General features: G+C 62.7%; 16 protein-coding genes. 10 read left to right on the plus strand and 6 right to left on the minus strand.

Annotated features, from left to right (window positions below; translation table 11 throughout):
* Window positions 1–75: 75 nt before the first annotated feature.
* The 4 genes from purL (at window position 76) to JYP46_RS07180 (ending at window position 4,685) form a co-directional block, all read left to right on the plus strand.
* Window positions 76–2,271: a phosphoribosylformylglycinamidine synthase subunit PurL gene (purL, locus tag JYP46_RS07165; protein ID WP_206547691.1), complete on the plus strand. Its 2,196-nt coding sequence runs from the start codon at window positions 76–78 to the stop codon at window positions 2,269–2,271.
* Between the two features lie 142 nt (window positions 2,272–2,413).
* Window positions 2,414–2,647, plus strand: coding sequence for a BolA family protein (locus tag JYP46_RS07170; protein ID WP_206547692.1), 234 nt, complete (start codon window positions 2,414–2,416; stop codon window positions 2,645–2,647).
* Window positions 2,648–2,757: 110 nt separating this feature from the next.
* Entirely contained in the window at window positions 2,758–3,093 is a 336-nt protein-coding gene (gene grxD / locus JYP46_RS07175) for a Grx4 family monothiol glutaredoxin (protein ID WP_113156272.1), read from the plus strand.
* A gap of 347 nt (window positions 3,094–3,440) precedes the next feature.
* Entirely contained in the window at window positions 3,441–4,685 is a 1,245-nt protein-coding gene (locus tag JYP46_RS07180; RefSeq protein ID WP_113155011.1) for a multidrug effflux MFS transporter, read from the plus strand.
* On the opposite strand, the gene ttcA is transcribed toward JYP46_RS07180, so the two are convergent.
* Window positions 4,669–5,499, minus strand: coding sequence for a tRNA 2-thiocytidine(32) synthetase TtcA (gene ttcA, locus JYP46_RS07185; RefSeq protein ID WP_222473946.1), 831 nt, complete (start codon window positions 5,497–5,499; stop codon window positions 4,669–4,671). The two genes, JYP46_RS07180 and ttcA, sit on opposite strands and share 17 nt — an antisense overlap.
* 191 nt (window positions 5,500–5,690) lie before the next feature.
* Here ttcA and JYP46_RS07190 point away from each other — a divergent pair, with 191 nt between their 5' ends.
* The 3 genes from JYP46_RS07190 to JYP46_RS07200 are packed head-to-tail and all read left to right on the plus strand — an operon-like array spanning window position 5,691 to window position 7,889.
* The gene (locus JYP46_RS07190) at window positions 5,691–6,686 is read left to right on the plus strand and encodes a glycosyltransferase family 2 protein (RefSeq protein WP_206547693.1); all 996 of its coding nucleotides are present in this window, start codon (window positions 5,691–5,693) and stop codon (window positions 6,684–6,686) included.
* The gene (locus JYP46_RS07195) at window positions 6,679–7,491 is read left to right on the plus strand and encodes a ChbG/HpnK family deacetylase (RefSeq protein ID WP_206545460.1); all 813 of its coding nucleotides are present in this window, start codon (window positions 6,679–6,681) and stop codon (window positions 7,489–7,491) included. The genes JYP46_RS07190 and JYP46_RS07195 overlap by 8 nt, the downstream gene beginning before the upstream one ends.
* On the plus strand, window positions 7,488–7,889 hold the full coding sequence (locus JYP46_RS07200; protein WP_206547694.1) for a GtrA family protein: 402 nt from the start codon (window positions 7,488–7,490) through the stop codon (window positions 7,887–7,889). Before JYP46_RS07195 ends, JYP46_RS07200 begins: the two co-directional genes overlap by 4 nt.
* A gap of 72 nt (window positions 7,890–7,961) precedes the next feature.
* Here JYP46_RS07200 and JYP46_RS07205 read toward each other — a convergent pair whose 3' ends face one another.
* The 5 genes from JYP46_RS07205 to JYP46_RS07225 form a co-directional block, all read right to left on the minus strand.
* Entirely contained in the window at window positions 7,962–9,452 is a 1,491-nt protein-coding gene (locus tag JYP46_RS07205) for a glycosyltransferase family 39 protein (RefSeq protein WP_222473947.1), read from the minus strand.
* Window positions 9,453–9,543: 91 nt separating this feature from the next.
* The gene (gene rpsD / locus JYP46_RS07210) at window positions 9,544–10,161 is read right to left on the minus strand and encodes a 30S ribosomal protein S4 (protein WP_113155007.1); all 618 of its coding nucleotides are present in this window, start codon (window positions 10,159–10,161) and stop codon (window positions 9,544–9,546) included.
* A 280-nt stretch (window positions 10,162–10,441) separates the two neighbouring features.
* Window positions 10,442–11,257, minus strand: coding sequence for a glutamate racemase (gene murI, locus JYP46_RS07215; RefSeq protein ID WP_206547695.1), 816 nt, complete (start codon window positions 11,255–11,257; stop codon window positions 10,442–10,444).
* Window positions 11,258–11,310: 53 nt separating this feature from the next.
* A complete protein-coding gene (locus JYP46_RS07220) occupies window positions 11,311–12,096 on the minus strand; it encodes an RNA methyltransferase (protein ID WP_206545462.1) in 786 nt (261 codons plus the stop codon).
* Between the two features lie 47 nt (window positions 12,097–12,143).
* Window positions 12,144–14,273, minus strand: coding sequence for a DUF294 nucleotidyltransferase-like domain-containing protein (locus tag JYP46_RS07225; RefSeq protein WP_206547696.1), 2,130 nt, complete (start codon window positions 14,271–14,273; stop codon window positions 12,144–12,146).
* A 258-nt stretch (window positions 14,274–14,531) separates the two neighbouring features.
* Here JYP46_RS07225 and JYP46_RS07230 point away from each other — a divergent pair, with 258 nt between their 5' ends.
* The 3 genes from JYP46_RS07230 (at window position 14,532) to JYP46_RS07240 (ending at window position 17,143) form a co-directional block, all read left to right on the plus strand.
* Window positions 14,532–15,743 (plus strand): NADP-dependent isocitrate dehydrogenase, encoded by a 1,212-nt coding sequence (locus JYP46_RS07230; RefSeq protein WP_206545464.1) that lies wholly within the window; start codon window positions 14,532–14,534, stop codon window positions 15,741–15,743.
* Between the two features lie 420 nt (window positions 15,744–16,163).
* Window positions 16,164–16,520 (plus strand): hypothetical protein, encoded by a 357-nt coding sequence (locus tag JYP46_RS07235; RefSeq protein ID WP_206547697.1) that lies wholly within the window; start codon window positions 16,164–16,166, stop codon window positions 16,518–16,520.
* Window positions 16,517–17,143 (plus strand): DedA family protein, encoded by a 627-nt coding sequence (locus tag JYP46_RS07240; protein WP_206547698.1) that lies wholly within the window; start codon window positions 16,517–16,519, stop codon window positions 17,141–17,143. Before JYP46_RS07235 ends, JYP46_RS07240 begins: the two co-directional genes overlap by 4 nt.
* Window positions 17,144–17,157 lie beyond the last annotated feature (14 nt).

Raw genomic sequence — 17,157 nt, forward strand, 5'->3', positions numbered from 1 at the left:
GGATTATCGGGCCGCAATACTGTAACGCAGCCTCGAGACACCCGTTGCCACCCTTTTGCAGGGAACGCCGACCCGATGACCATCCCCAATCACATCCCGATCACCGAAGACCTCATTGCGGCTCACGGCCTGAAGCCCGATGAGTATCAGCGCATCCTGGAGCTGATCGGCCGCGAGCCGAGCTTTACGGAGCTGGGCATTTTCTCGGCCATGTGGAACGAGCACTGTTCCTACAAGAGCTCCAAGAAATGGCTGCGCACGCTCCCCACAAAGGGGCCGCAGGTCATCCAGGGCCCCGGCGAGAATGCCGGCGTGGTCGACATTGGCGATGGCCAGTGCGTGGTCTTCAAGATGGAGAGCCACAACCACCCCTCCTTCATCGAGCCCTATCAGGGCGCAGCCACCGGCGTCGGCGGCATCCTGCGTGACGTCTTCACCATGGGCGCACGCCCCGTCGCCGCGATGAACGCGCTGCGCTTTGGCGCGCCCGATCATCCCAAGACGAAGCATCTGGTTGCCGGCGTCGTTTCCGGCATTGGCGGCTACGGCAATTCCTTCGGCGTTCCCACCGTCGGCGGCGAGGTCAACTTCGACGCCCGCTATAACGGTAACATTCTGGTAAATGCCTTTGCAGCCGGCATCGCCGAGACCAACGCGATCTTCTATTCCAAGGCCGAAGGCGTCGGCCTGCCCGTCGTCTATCTTGGCGCAAAGACCGGTCGCGATGGCGTCGGCGGCGCGACCATGGCGTCTGCCGAGTTCGACGAAGGCATCGACGAGAAGCGCCCCACCGTTCAGGTCGGCGATCCGTTCACCGAAAAATGCCTGCTCGAAGCCTGCCTTGAGCTGATGGCCACCGGCGCCGTGATCGCCATTCAGGACATGGGCGCCGCCGGCCTCACCTGCTCGGCTGTTGAAATGGGCGCCAAGGGCGATCTGGGCATCGAGCTCGATCTCGATTGCGTGCCCGTGCGCGAAGAGCGCATGAGCGCCTATGAGATGATGCTGTCGGAAAGCCAGGAGCGCATGCTCATGGTGCTCCGCCCCGAAAAGCGCGACGAGGCCGAGGCCATCTTCCGCAAATGGGGTCTCGACTTCGCCATCGTCGGCAAGACCACGGACGATCTGCGCTTCCGCATTTTCCATCAGGGCGAGGAAGTCGCAAATCTTCCCATCAAGGAACTGGGCGACGAAGCGCCGGAATATGACCGCCCCTGGGTGGAGCCGAAGCTTCAGGCCCCGCTCGAAGGCCCGGCTCCCGAGGCCGACATCGCCGACAGCCTCGTCAAGCTGCTCGATTCGCCCGATCTCTCGTCCCGCCGCTGGGTCTGGGAGCAGTATGACACGCTGATTCAGGGCAATTCGCTTCATCTTCCCGGCGGCGACGCCGGCGTGGTGCGCGTCGACGGACAGGACAAAAAGGCGCTTGCCTTCTCCTCCGATGTCACGCCGCGCTATTGCGAGGCCGATCCCTATGAGGGCGGCAAGCAGGCGGTTGCCGAATGCTGGCGCAACATCACCGCAACCGGCGCCGAGCCGCTGGCGGCCACCGACAATCTGAACTTCGGCAATCCGGAGAAGCCCGAAATCATGGGTCAGCTCGTCCATGCCATCAAGGGCATCGGCGAGGCCTGCACCGCGCTCGGCTTCCCCATCGTTTCCGGCAATGTCTCGCTCTACAACGAGACGCTGGGCGAAGCGATCCCGCCGACACCGACCATGGCCGGCGTTGGCCTCATCCCCGACTGGCAGAAGGCAGCCCGCGCCGCCTTTGCCGCCGAGGGCGAATCCATCGTGCTCATCGGCGCACCGGAAGGCTGGGGCACGCATCTCGGCCAGTCCGTCTATCTGCGCGACATTCATGGCCGCGCCGAGGGTCCGCCCCCGCCGGTCGATCTCGCGCATGAAAAGCGCACCGGCGACATGGTGCGCGGGCTGATCCGCGCCGGTCAGGTCTCCGCCGTCCACGACTGTTCCGATGGCGGGCTCGCCGTTGCACTCGCTGAAATGGCCATCGCTTCGGGCATCGGCGCGACCATCGATGCGCCTGAAGACGCCATCCCCGCCTTCTTTGGCGAGGATCAGGGCCGCTACATCGTCACCACCAGCGATGTCGAAGCCGTGCTCGCCGCCGCCGAAAAGGCCGGCGTCTCGGCATTCGAGATTGGCGAGACCCGTGGCGACACGCTCGAGCTCGGCGACGCCGGCGCTGTCTCCGTAGAAGTGCTGAAGACGGCGCACGAGGCCTGGTTCCCGGGCTTCATGGACTGATATCGCACTGTCCCGCCCCGGCTCGTTTTTAAAACCGGGGCGGACATTCGGCCGCTGCCTTCGCGGGCTCACTGCGATTGACCTTGTCTGCCGGAACAGCCATATCTCGTTAAGACAGACTGTTTTGGAGACTCGCCTACCCATGGCTATGAATGCTTCTGATATCGAGCGCCTCATCAAGGAAGGCATCCCGGACGCCCAGGTCACCATCCGCGACCTTGCCGGCGACGGCGATCATTACGCCGCAGAGGTTGTGGCGAAGAGCTTCCGTGGCAAGTCGCGCGTGCAGCAGCACCAGATGGTCTACAACGCGCTCAAGGGCAATATGGGCGGTGCGCTCCATGCGCTCGCCCTGCAGACCAGCGCTCCGGACTGATTTCATCCGGAAAGTTTGACGCGTGGCGTTGCGCCATGGAAAATGGTGCAATACATAACGTTTGATGATGAAAATGCCGGGCCTTGAACCCGGACATGAAAGGACTTGCGATGAGCGGTATCAACGAATTCATCGATAATGAGGTCAAGAGCAGCGACGTTGTGCTGTTCATGAAGGGCACGCCCGGCTTTCCGCAGTGCGGTTTCTCCGGTCAGGTCGTCCAGATCCTCGACTATCTCGGCGTCGAGTACAAAGGGATCAACGTCCTCACCTCCGACGAGCTTCGTCAGGGCATCAAGGATTATTCCAACTGGCCGACCATCCCGCAGCTTTATGTGAAGGGTGAATTCGTTGGCGGTTGCGACATCATTCGTGAGATGTTCCAGGCCAGCGAGCTTCAGGCTTTCCTGAACGAAAAAGGCGTGGCAGCCAAAGGCGCCGCCTAAAAAGCTTTTCAGGACCGCGCCTGCTTTCACGCTGGCGCTCTCCTCTTTGGAAATGCGCTGGTTTTCGCCAGCGCATTTTTTCGCGTCTGAACATGCTTTTTCGCCCGCAGGGCAACTGGTGTTTTGACGCAGGAGATAAGCGCGCCTCGCCATGCGAGAACCCTCATGGATATTTCGGGGGATTCTCCTGGGCGGAACTGTTCGGGCGGACGCGCTGAAACCTTTTGCAGACGCGCGCCCTGACGGCGCGGACGCCTGCCCCTGTTGACCGGCCCACCTGCCTTTTTACTGCGAGGGGGCGCGACCGGCCATTTGATTGCACGCATTGACGACCGCTGGAGAGATATATGCAGAAACCCGTTTCAGAAACCGCCCTTAAACCGCAAAGATCCCTCGGTCGTGTTGAATTCGTCGCGCTGACGGCAGCGCTCATGTCCATCAACGCGCTCGCCATCGACATCATGCTGCCCGCCCTTCAGCAGATTGGCGCGGAGCTGGGCGTCGATGACGAGAATTCGCGCCAGTATATCGTGACCGCCTATCTCGCAGGCCTCGGTGCGGGACAGCTCTTCTTCGGCCCCGTTTCGGACCGTTTCGGTCGCCGCGCGCCGCTCTTCTTCGGTCTCACGCTTTACGTGGCGACGTCGCTCATCGCGGCCATCTCGCCCAGCTTCGCCTTCATTCTGGTCCTGCGCTTCCTTCAGGGCGTTGCCGCTGCCGCGACGCGCGTTGTTGCCGTCTCCGTCATCCGCGATGTGTTTGGCGGTCGCCAGATGGCAGAAGTCCTCTCCATGGTCATGATGGTCTTCATGGTCATCCCCGTGATCGCTCCCAGCATCGGCCAGATCATCATGATCTTCGGCGACTGGTCGGAGATCTTCGTGGCGATGGCCGTTCTCGCTATCATCTTCGGCACCTGGGCGGCTTTCCGCCTGCCCGAAACGCTTGCGCCGGAGAATCGCCGCCCCCTCACCGTCTCATCGATCACGAAGGGGTTCGGCATCGTTCTGACGAACCGCATCTCGCTCTGCTACACGCTGGCCACCACCAGCGTCTTCGGCGCGCTGTTCGGCTTCATCAGCTCCGCGCAGCAGATCTACACCGACGCTTTCGATCTGGCGGACTGGTTCCCGATCCTGTTTGCCGTCGGCGCCGGTCTGATGGCCGTCTCGTCCTTCACCAATTCGCGCCTCGTGGGCCGCATCGGCATGCGCCGTCTCTCCCACGGCGCACTGGTCGGCTTCACCACGGTCAGCCTGCTCTGGCTCGTTCTGGCAAGCATCGGCTTCATGCCGTTCTGGCTGTTCTTCCTGCTGTTCTCGGTCGCCATGTTCCAGTTCGGCTGGGTCGGCGCGAACTTCAACTCCATCGCCATGGAGCCGCTGGGCCACGTGGCGGGCACGGCAGCCGCCACGCAGGGCTTTCTCACCACGCTGGGCGGCGGCCTGATCGGCGCCTTCATCGGCCAGATGTTCGACGGTTCAACCGCCCCGCTCGCCACCGGCTATTTCATAACCGGGGCAGTCGGCATCGTTCTGGTGCTGGTCGCCGAGCGCGGACGCATGTTCCACGCGGTCAATCAGCCCGTGTGAGACCCGCAAAGTCGAACAGTTTGCGATCCAGAAGATGGGACGGGCGCGCATTGGTCAGCGCCCGGATCATCGTGTCCTTGCGGCCGGGCATGCGGGCTTCGATGTCGGTCAGCATCGACTTCATTGCATTGCGCTGCAGCCCGTCCTGACTGCCGCACAGATCGCACGGAATGATCGGAAAATTCATGGCGTCGGCAAACTTCGCCATGTCGCTTTCCGCACAATAGCTGAGCGGGCGCAGCACCATCACATCACCTTCATCGTTCAAAAGCTTGGGCGGCATCGCCGCCAGCCTGCCGCCGTGGAACAGGTTCATGAAGAAGGTTTCGAGAATGTCTTCCCGGTGATGACCGAGAACAAGCGAGGAGCAGCCCTCTTCGCGCGCGATCCGGTAGAGGTGCCCGCGCCGCAGCCGGGAGCAGAGCGAACAATAGGTGCTCGATTCGGGCAGTTTCTCGGTCACCACCGAATAGGTGTCCTGATACTCGATCCGGTGCGCGACCCCGAGACTGTCCAGATAATCCGGCAAAATATGCTTTGGAAAGTTCGGCTGCCCCTGATCCAGATTGCAGGCGAGAATCTCCACCGGCAAAAGGCCGCGCCACTGAAGATCCATCAGCACCGCCAGAAGCCCGTAGGAATCCTTGCCGCCCGAAAGCGCCACAAGCCAGCGCTCGCCGGGCTTCACCATGGCGAAATCCTCGATCGCCTGACGCGTGTTGCGCAGCAGGCGTTTGCGCAGCTTGTTGAACTCCACCGAAGACGGCATACCCTTCATGAAAGGTGGTGTGTCCTCGCCGGTCGGCGTTGCCATTTCAACGGTTTCCGCCGGTTCTTTCGGTTGCGCCAAGGTGCTATGCATGGGCGGGCCTTTGTCGGATCGTGTGATTTCGCGCCTTCCTATCAGAAGCCTTGCGGCAAGGCGACTTAACGAATAGGCATTTTCAACTTTCTGTTGGCAAATCACCTTTTTGATCGTGTCACCTTTTTATGGAGATTGCGCGCGTGGCCAAACGGCTCGACATTCTGGTCCCGTTCCTCAACGAGCGGGAAAGTGTAGCCGGCTTCTGCGCCCTGGCTGGCGATTTGGCTGCGCAGGCAAAAGAACGCTTCGGCCTCGACGCCAATTTCATCTTCATCGATGACGGCAGCACCGATGGCGGTGGCGCGCTCTATGGCGAGCACATGACCGGCGACTGGTCGCTCATCACGCTCGCGCGCAATTTCGGCAAGGAAACGGCGATCCTCGCCGGTCTCGACCGGAGCGAGGGCGATTACGTCCTGCTCATGGATGCAGATCTCCAGCACACCGCCGATGTCGCGCTCGACATGATCGGCCGCATCATCGCCGATCCCGATCTCGACATGGTCTATGCCATTCGCGCCGACCGCGCCGAAAGCCGCACGCTCGGGCGTTATCTGGCCAACGGCTTCTACTGGCTCATCAATATGGGGCAGCGCTACGAAATCCCGGCCAATGCCGGCGACTTCCGCATCATGACCCGGCGCTTCGCCATGGCGCTCCGCCAGCTGCGCGACCAGCGCCGTTTCAACAAGGGCCTCTATGCGTGGACCGGCTTCCGGCAGGAACGCATTCTCTACAAGCCGGCAGATCGCCAGGGCGGTGAAAGCAAGTGGTCGCGCCGCAAGCTGATCGCCTTTTCACTTGAAGGCTTCACCTCCTTCTCGGTCGTGCCTCTGCGCATGGTGTCGCTGTTTGGCGGCGGTGTTGCAGCACTCGGCTTCATCTACGGCATCAAGATCCTTCTGGAAGTGCTGTTCACCGGCGTCGCCGTTCCCGGCTATCCGAGCCTCATCGTCGCCGTCCTCGTGCTTGGTGGCCTCAACCTCGCCCTGACCGGCCTTGTCGGCGAATATGTCTGGTCGGCGCTGAGCGAGGCCAAGAACCGGCCGAACTACATCATCAAATCCATGTCCGGTCCGAGCGCCGTCCCGCTGGCCCAGACGCGCAAGACCGGCAGAGCGTCTCACGATGACTGAGCCCGCCGCCCGCTCGGTCTGGTTGATCGCCGACGATTACGGTTTCTCCCCTGCCGTCAGCGAAAGCATCCGCATGCTTCTCGCCAATGGCCGCCTGAGCGGCACGGGCTGCATGACGCTGTTCGATGACTGGCGCGACCACGCCGCCGCGCTGACAGCCACCAGCGGCAGCTTTGCGACCGGCATGCACCTCACCCTCACCGATTTTCCGGCCCTTTCCAGCGCTCGGAAAATGCCGGAGCTGAAACGGCTTCTGGCCAGTCATGACGATGATGCCGCCATCGCCGCCGAGGCCGATGCGCAGCTTGACCGTTTCCGCGAGGCGTTCGGCCGCAATCCCGATTTCATCGACGGGCACCAGCACGTGCATTTCCTGCCGCCGGTCCGGCGCTGGCTGGCCGCGCGCTTTGCCGATGCTCCCGCAGCCGAGCGCCCCTGGCTTCGCGGCGCACCGACGCTGCGCGCCGCCCCGGCGCTCATCAAGGCCAAGATCGTGGTTGCCCGCCTGCTCGCACGCGGTTTCGATGCCGAAATGCGCCGGCACGGCTTCGCCGTCGAAGGCCCGCTCTGCGGCTTCTATGACTGGCGGCGGAAAGGCGCATTCTCCCGCGCGCTCGATCTCTTCATTGACAGGGCGCCCGACGGCAGCGTCATCATGTGCCATCCCGGCACGGTGGATGATGTGCTGCGCAACCGCGACGTCTTCACCGACGCCCGCGCAGAAGAGCGCGATGCGCTCGCCGCAGACGCCTTTCCCGCCCGCCTTGTCGCCGCCGGGCTTTCCCTGAGACAGGCCCGCTCATGAGCGAAGGCGAGAACCGCACGCTTTCCGCAAAGCTGGGCCGCTTCGCGGTGGTCGGCGTTTTGAACACGGTGATCGACTTCGCCACCTTCACGGCGCTGATCGCCCTGTCTTTTGCGCCGCTGCTCGCCAATTTTCTCGGCTGGGCGGTGGCGGTGATCTTTTCCTTTGTCGTCAACTCACGCTGGACATTCGAGCGGGCGGAGCGTTTCAGCCTGCACAGGGCGTTTGCGAAATTCGCCGTCAGCGGCAGCATCATCTCGCTTGGCTCGTCGACGCTCGCCGTCTATCTCCTGCCCCCGCTCACCGGTCTTTTCGCGGCCAAGCTGATCGGCATCGTGATCGGCGCGATCCTGAATTTCTTCGCCGCGCGCTGGTCCATAGAAGACCGCATCATTTGAGGGAATTTCGGGTAAAACGAAGAAATTTCGTCCCGAATTTCCCAAAAACAGACCGTTTTTCCGAAAAAGAAATCAGGAGCCCTGAGCCGCCGGCGGCATGAAGAACAGCTGCACCGTCCAGCTGCGCTCACCACCGAAACCGGGCACGGTCAGAACCTGCGTCTCCGCCCCTGCGCCCGCCAGTTCTTCAGCCTTTGCAAGACATCCCGACTGACCGTCAAAACAGGCGATCGCCATGCCCTTCTCGGCCACCGCCTGCGGCGAAATCCATGGCGTCAGCGCATAGGAATTGCCCTGCATGGAGAAGGGACGCGAGGCGGTGTAGAACGTGGTGCCGCTCGCCAGGATCTTGTCGCCCGCCACATGGGTAAGCGGCGTGTCGAACCGGTCGTTCCAGGCCGCCTCGATCTCCGTTGCAATCGCGCGAACCGGCACATTGTTGTAGTGCGAGGTGTTCTTCGCCTCTTCCGCATAGATGAAGGGCGACAGCGCAAGAAGGGACGCGCCGTAGATCACCACGGCAGCGGGAATTGCCAGTTTCTGCGCCTCAAGCCGCCCCGGCTTGATGAGCAGAATCAGAAAGATGGGCGCGGCGAAATAGAGCGGCAGCGCCCAGACGGAGCTGAACTGCACCGTGAATGCAATGCCAAGAACGAGCGTCAGCGCCAGCGAACCGAAGCCGGTCCACAGAAGCGCCCTGCCGGCCAGCGTCTTGCGCAGCGCCAGGAAGGGCGTTGCATCAAACCACGGCCCGCGCCCGTTGCGCAGTATGGCGATCAGAAGCACCAGCACCACCGGCAGCATGTAGGCCAGAAGCGCGCCAAGGAAACGGGGGGCGGAGGTGATGCCGATCAGCGCGGAACCATCGCCCTGCTCCGACACATAGGTGAGCGGCAGGAAATCGTTGCCAACAAGCCAGATCAGATGCGGTGTCACCAGCGCGACAAAGACGAGGCTGGCAACCCAGACGCCCGGGCGCAGCAGCAGCGCGCGCGCTTCCCGGTCGATCAGGACATGAAGGACAATCGCGCCCAGAAGCGCGCCGGAGAAATATTTGATCAGCACCGAAGCCGCAGCCAGCGCGCCCAGAATGATGGCGTCGGAAAGCCGCTGCTTTTCAAGAAAGCGCAGATAGAACCAGACCGTCGCCGCCCAGAAAGGCAGCATCGCCGAATTGGCGTTGTACTTGATGGCTAAAAAGGTGACCGGCGGCAGGAAGAAGAAGAGCGCGGTGCTCAAAAACGCGCGCCACGGATCGAGAAACCGCACGGCGATGCGCCAGCTTGCAAACATGAGCGCGGCGCTGTTGACGGCCGACAGGAGATAGTAGGCCCAGTCCACATTCGGGAAGACGGAGAACCAGGCGGCCGTGATCCAGGCGAAAAGCGGCGGATGCTTGTAGTAGCCCTGCTCCCAGGCGATGCCCCAGGAGTAGTTTTCCAGCATGTCGCCGAAACCGTCGAGATTGAGCTGCGTCAGGCTCGCATAGACCGTCCATAAGCCCACGAAAAAGGCCAGCAACAAGCCCATCCGCAACCCGGACGCCTTCGCCAGTCCCGTCATGCAAGCACCTCGCCTCTTCCCGAAAAAAGACAAAAAAGAAGGCGCCCGGCCACTGGCAGGACGCCCCCCAAAAATTACCTGCCGAAAGGTATCAGCGCGAGTAATACTCGACAACCAGGTTCGGCTCCATATGCACGGCATACGGCACATCGGAGATGGCCGGAACGCGCAGATAGGTGGCAACCATCTTGTTGTGGTCGACTTCGACATAGTCCGGAACATCGCGCTCTGCGAGCTGCGTTGCTTCCATGACGATGGCGAGCTGCTTCGACTTTTCCTTGACCTCGATCACGTCGCCAGCCTTACAGCGGTAGGACGGGATGTTGACGCGGCGGCCGTTGACCAGGATGTGACCATGGTTCACGAACTGGCGCGCAGCGAAGATCGTCGGAACGAATTTGGCGCGGTAGACCACGGCGTCGAGACGGGACTCCAGGAGACCGATCAGGTTCTCGTTGGTGTCGCCCTTGCGACGGTTCGCCTCGTCGTAGGTCTTGCGGAACTGCTTTTCCGAAATGTCGCCGTAGTGACCTTTCAGCTTCTGCTTGGCGCGCAGCTGCAGACCGAAGTCCGAGAGCTTGCCCTTGCGGCGCTGACCGTGCTGGCCGGGGCCATATTCACGACGGTTGACCGGGGACTTCGGACGGCCCCAGATGTTTTCGCCAAGACGGCGATCAAGCTTGTACTTTGCAGAATGGCGCTTGCTCATCGCATTCCCTTTCATATCAAAAACACCGAAGCCGAAGCTCCGGACGAAGGAAACGCGCCCTCCTCTGGCCTCCGTTTTCGAGACCTGACAGGACATGCCACGCACGCTAATGCGGCTTGCCCACGGGACACGTTAAAAAGCGCGGCAGCCAGAAGCCATCGCGCTTGAGCGGGTGATTATGCCAGCGCGCCCCGAATGTCAACCGAAACGCGATATCTTGACGAAAGACGGGGCCGGGCCGGTTCCGCAAATTCCGGGCCCCCGAAGAAAGCGCGGATGCTCAGCGCATCCTGAAGCCGAATCCGGACAGCAGCCGGCGATAGCCTTCTGCGGGTGCGCCGGAGGTGAAATGGGCGATGTCCGCGCCATTGCCGTTTCCATCGCCGCCGCCATGGGCAGCGGATGATGGCGCGGGCAGATTTGCCGACAGCGCCAGCGCGCGGCGGGCAATCGCCTCGGATGTGTCGATCCAGTCGACCGGCCATGGCGCGGTCTTGCGCATGCGGTTGACCAGGAAGGGATAATGCGTGCAGGCCAGAACCACGATATCGGTGCGCCCGCCATCCTGATCGACGAAACAGGGCGCGATTTCGGCCTCGACGGCAGCCTCGTCAACGAAGCCTTCGCGCATATATTGCTCGGCAAGGGCTGCGAGATTTTCGCTGCCCACGAGCCGCACATGGCACTTCGCAGCATAATCGCGGATGAGGTCGCGGGTGTATTGCCGCTTCACCGTGCCCGGCGTGGCAAGAACGGAAACGAGGCCTGAGCGGGTGCGCTCCGCAGCCGGTTTGATGGCCGGAACCGTGCCGACAAAGACCTCGTCTGGAAACGCCTCGCGCAGACGATGGATGGCGAGCGTGGATGCCGTGTTGCAGGCGATGACCGACATGACCGGCCTGTAGGTGTCGAGGAGATCGGCAAAGAGGCCGACCATGCGCTCCAAAAGCGCCTCCTCTTCCCATGCCCCATAGGGAAAGGCGGCATCGTCCGCCACATAGACGTAAGGCCGCCCCGGCAGAAGAATGCGCGCTTCCTTCACGACCGAAAGGCCGCCAATGCCCGAATCGAAGAACAGGATCGGCCGCGTTTCCATCTTCATCTCCGATCCATCTCTATCGCTGCCACTCTATCGCCACCACTTTGCGGTCAACGCTCAGGCGCGCCAGAACCGCGCGGATTCCTGGGCGAAAATTTCTCAAGCGACGTCAACACGCCGCGCAGCACGGCAAGCTCCTCGACGGTGAAACCCGGCCGCGTGAACAGGGCGCGCAGGTTCTCCATCATCTTTGGCTTCTTGTCTTCCGTGCGGAAATAACCGCGCTCGTCGAGCACATTGTCGAGATAGCCCATCAGGCTCTCGATATGCAGCTTCTGGGCGGGCGCAAGCGCCTGCTCCGGCGGCGTCACGGCCTGATCGCCGGTTTTGATCCACTCATAGGACATGAGAAGCACGGCCTGCGCGATGTTGAGCGAGGCGAAGGCCGGATTGACCGGGAACGTGACGATCTCGTCGGCGAGCGCCACTTCTTCATTGGTGAGGCCCCAGCGCTCGCGCCCGAACATGATGCCGGTCTTCTGGCCGCCGGCAAAACGGCTGCGCAGATCGCTTGCCGCTTCGACCGGCCCGCGCACGGGCTTGAAATTGTCACGCGGACGGGCCGTCGTCGCCAGGACGAAATTGAGATCGGCCACCGCTTCGGCCGGCGTCTCGTAGACGGTCGCCGCGTCGATGACGTGGTCTGCGCGGCTTGCAGAAGCGCGCGCCTTTTCATTCGGCCAGCCATCGCGCGGGGCGACGAGCCGCAGCTCCGCCAGACCAAAATTGGCCATGGCGCGCGCCACCATGCCGATGTTCTCGCCCAGTTGCGGCTCCACCAGAATGATCGCCGGGCCTTCCGCGAGCATGTCCTGCTGTTTGTCTGTTCCTGCCATAATGCGGTGCTGTTACCCGCTTCACGCGCTGCGGTAAAGCGCGCAGTTCATCCATTCACGAACATGGCGTTGCGCACGAGCTGCGGAATGATGGCCACGCTCTTCAGCGCATCTTTCAGCGTTTTCTGCTGACGCGCGGTGAGACGCTCGGGCGCGACATTGTTGGAAAGAGGAATGCCGAGCGCGATGTCGTCCACCTGCTGCTCCAGAACGAGGGTGAGGAAAAAGCGGTGCGCATCACGCAGCGCCAGAAGATCGTTGCGCGGCATGCCCGGATGTTCGGCCAGCGCCTCAAGCCGCGCACGGGTGGAGGCGCACGGCAAGTGGTGCCGGATCGCCAGCGCGCGCGCCATCGCCGCAATGGGAAAGAGTCCATGCATTTTGAGATCGACCCGTCCCTCCTCCAGCCTGAACCCACCGAACAGGGTGAAAGGGTTGTTCATGTCGCGCACGCTCTCGCCCAGAAGCTTGGCGAACTCGATCTGCTCCGATCCGCGTTTCCATGCATGGGCGCTGAGCGCGCTTACGAGGCGTTCTTCGCCATGGACGGCGCGCAGGTCGTAAAAGATATCGACGTTCAGAAGATCCTGCGGGCGCGCCTTCGTCACCCATTCATCCACGCGCTGCCGCCAGGTTTCCGCCGAGCCGCGCCACAGCGCATTGCGCGCCATGACCCCGCCCTTGCAAAGGGGGATTGCGGCGGCGTGAAGATGGTCGGCGAAACGGGCTCCCAGTTCCGCAAACCAGCGGTCCTGCGGGCCATCGGGTTCGCCTTCGGCGAAGATCAGCGCATTGTCCTGATCGGGGGCAAGCAGGCTTTCGCCGCGCCCGCCAGAGCCCAGAACCATGACCGCGAAGGCACAGGGCGGCTTGCCCTCGCCCGCCTCCTCCATGTCGTGAAGCGCCATCTCGCAGGCCCGCGCGGTCATCGCGCACAGGACGCCGGAGATGATTTCCGTTATGCTGCGTGTGTCGATCTCCTCGTCAAGCAGCGCCGACGCCACCACGGCGACGCGCGACCACGCGCCGGCAAGATCGGCCGGGGTTCCGGCGTTTTCGATGCGCGCCTGAAGATCCACCGCAGCGCCGGCGCGAAATTTCAGAAAGTCGCGCGCGGAGATGACGCCCGCCAACCGGCCATCGGCATCGCTGACGCCCAGATGGCGGATCTTTCTGCGGTTCATCAGCCCGAGCGCCCGGTAGAAGAAAGCACTGCCCTCAATGGCGATCAGCGGGCCTGCGGCAATGCCCGAGACCGGGCCGGCAAGCGCCTTGCCGCCGGACGAAGCCACCGCGCGCAGAACATCGCGTTCCGTCACGATGGCGTATCGCTCCGCCGGGCCGCCCGGTGCGCCATCGGATGAGAGAAGCAGCGAACTGATGCGGCGCTCGGCCATGATGCAGGCGGCTTCCTGCACCGAAATGTCGTCACGCGCGATGACCGGCCCGGCGCTGGCCGCCTCGGCCACGCGATGGCTGAACGCGTAAGGGTCGATGGCCTCGAGCGCGTGGCGGGACGCGCCATTGCGGCGCAGGAAGGGCTCGCTCCAGCCCGCCTCGGCCTGCTGGCGCAGCGCCTGTGAGCGCAGGCTCGACGCGCGCTCCGCCTCCGCCACGGTGCGGATGCCGCGCCCGGCAAGATGCGGGGCGAGTGCTGTGAAGACCTCCCCGGCAATGCGCGCATCGGCAAGCGCCGAATGGCGGCCCGAAGTCTCCACCTCGAGCCAGGCGGCAATGGCGTCGAGCGAGGCGTCCGGCAGGTCGGGATTGACGATGCCGGCCAGCATGCGCACGCAAAGCGTTCGCGGGGCCTGCCATAAAAGGCCGGCGCGATGCGCCTCGCGCTCCAGAACCGCCAGATCGAAGCCCAGCGCATAGCCGACCAGAAGCCGGCCGCCGCGATACTCTTCGAAACGCTGCCACGCATCGGTGAAATCCGGCGCGGTGCGCAGCATCTGACCGGTGATGCCGTGAATGGCGGTGGAGCGCGGCGGGATCGGAACGCCCGGATCGACCAGCGTTTCGAACGCATCGTCAACGCGCAGCCGCCCTTCCACCAGCGCCATGCCGCCAAGCTGCAGAATGCGCGCTTCCTTGACATCAAGGCCGGTGGTCTCGGTGTCGAACGCCACAGCATTGGCCGCGATAAGGGGCGTGGCGTCGGTTACGGCTTTCACGACAGATCCCCCTCTTTGCGCCGGAATGGCCGGTTTTGGCGAATTTTGCCTCAAACCAAACCCGATTTCACGCCAGAATGCGCCATTCTGGACCAAAGTCTGATGGATGATACGCGCGCGCCGTACGGGAGCGGGACGGCTGGCGCAAAACATTCCTCCCCGCTTTGCGCTTTCTGCAAGGAGTGCTATAGGGCAGCCGACCTTTGCGCGGCCGGTCTTCGCCGCGTCGTTTCACACTCTATAGTTGGGAGCTTTTTCATGGGTAAGATCAAGGTGGACAATCCAGTCGTCGAGCTCGACGGCGATGAGATGACCCGGATCATCTGGCAGTTCATCAAGGAAAAGCTGATCCATCCCTACCTCGACATCGACCTGAAATATTACGATCTGGGCATCGAATCCCGTGACGCCACGGACGATCAGATCACCGTCGATGCAGCCAATGCGATCAAGGAACATGGCGTCGGCGTGAAATGCGCGACGATCACCCCGGACGAGGCGCGCGTCGAGGAATTCGGCCTGAAGCGCATGTACCGTTCGCCGAACGGCACGATCCGCAACATTCTCGGCGGCGTGATCTTCCGCGAGCCGATCATCATGAAGAACGTGCCGCGCCTGGTTCCGGGCTGGACGCAGCCGATCATCGTTGGCCGTCACGCATTCGGCGACCAGTACCGCGCCACCGACTTCAAGTTCCCCGGCAAGGGCAAGCTGACGATCAAGTTCGTTGGTGACGACGGCCAGGAGATCGAGCACGAAGTGTTCGACGCCCCCTCCTCCGGCATCGCCATGGCCATGTACAACCTCGACGATTCGATCCGCGACTTCGCACGCGCCTCGATGAACTACGCGCTGATGCGCAAGGTGCCCTGCTACCTCTCCACGAAGAACACGATCCTCAAGGCCTATGACGGCCGCTTCAAGGATCTGTTCCAGGAGATCTACGAGGCCGAGTTCGAGGCGAAGTTCAAGGAAGCCAAGATCTGGTACGAGCATCGCCTGATCGACGACATGGTCGCTTCCGCTCTCAAGTGGTCGGGCGGTTATGTCTGGGCCTGTAAGAACTACGATGGCGACGTGCAGTCCGACACGGTTGCGCAGGGCTTCGGCTCGCTCGGCCTGATGACCTCGGTTCTGATGACGCCGGATGGCAACACGGTTGAAGCCGAAGCCGCACACGGCACGGTGACCCGCCACTACCGCCAGCACCAGAAGGGCGAGGAAACCTCGACCAACTCCATCGCTTCGATCTTTGCCTGGACGCGTGGCCTCGCCCACCGCGCCAAGCTGGACGACAATGCAGAGCTGGCGCAGTTTGCACAGACGCTTGAGCAGGTCTGCATCGACACCGTCGAATCGGGCTTCATGACCAAGGATCTGGCGCTGCTGATCGGTCCGGACCAGCCGTGGCTCTCGACCACCGGCTTCCTCGACAAGATCGACGAGAACCTGCAGAAGGCAATGAGCTAGGCAGCTCTTCGCGCATTCTGCGCAGCTTGAAGATCAAGACGGCCGGAACCTCGCGTTCCGGCCGTTTCTTTTTGGGCATAGACAAACGAACAATGGGACGGGCCGGCGACGCCGAAATGGTCAACAGGTCATGAGGGAGGATGCCCGTCGAAGGGCGGAGCATCGTCACGGATCTCATGCCAACCGGGGTTTTCGGATGTGAACGCGTGGAACCTGACCGTGAGGTCGATCTCCGTGTCCAGCGCGTTCGCCGGGGACGTTCCGCACACCCAGCGTAAACAGCGGCCATGCCGGCAAGGCGGCCCCGGCGAAGCGCGGAAACGCATAACGTCGAAAGCCAGGTGCCGGGCCTCTTTACGCTCGACAAACATGCCCCATCCCTGCGAGATAAGGTCAACGGCAAACACTCTGGGGCGATGAATGCGCGGCGCGATAAAATCCCTGTGGCAGCACAACAGGCTGCTCTTCATCGCTTTCTGCGTCGCCCTGCTCGTCACACTGTTTCTGGCCGTGCGCACCGTCGCCTTCTACGCCTACTGGTCAAGCCATCGTTCGGTGCCGGTCGAGGAGTGGATGACGATTGGCTATGTCGCCCGCTCATGGGAGGTGCCGCCGCAGGAGCTGCGCGGCCTGCTCGACCTTTCGGTGGAGAACCATGACCGGCGCAGCATCGCGCAGATCGCGAGGGAGCGTGAGGTTCCGGCCACTGCCCTTGTCTGCGAGGTGGAGCAGGCCGTGGAGACACTGCGCGCCGAGGGCGGGGAAACGGCGCAGTGACAGAGGAGATCCTTGCTCTTTTCGCGCTTTACGGCCTGCCCGGCATCTGCGTGATCCTGGCGGCTGGCCAGTTTGGCGTTCCGCTTCCCACCTCGATCCTTCTGATGACAGCGGGCGCGCTGATTGCCGATGGCGACCTGACGCCGACCCAGGTTTTCGCCTGGGCGCTTGCGGGCGCGGTGCTCGGCGACCAGTTGAGCTATGCAGTTGCGCGCTTTGGCGGACGCAGCCTGCTGGACCGCGTATTCAAAGGCGGAACGTCCGAAACCGGAAGCTTCGCCCGGGCGGAGCGTTTTTCGGCCAGATGGGGCGGGTTCGGCGTTTTCTTCAGCCGCTGGCTTGTGAGCCCACTCGGGCCATGGATCAACCTGACCAGCGGGCTGGCGCGCTATCACTGGGGCAAGTTCCTGTTCTGGGATGTGGCGGGCGAAAGCGTGTGGATCATCGGTTATCTGTCGATCGGCTATGCCTTCAGCCGCTCCATCGCCGGAATTGCCGAACTTCTGGCCAATCTGGGCTGGCTGATCGGCGCGGCCGCCGTGACGCTGCTGCTGGGCGTTCTGATGTGGCGCGCGGTGAAAAGGCACCGCGCGCGCAGCGCCAACGGAACACGCAACGCCTGAACCGGATACGAAAA

It is taken from the genome of Nitratireductor aquimarinus (genome assembly GCF_017255295.1).
Classification (GTDB): Bacteria; Pseudomonadota; Alphaproteobacteria; order Rhizobiales; family Rhizobiaceae; genus Nitratireductor; species Nitratireductor aquimarinus.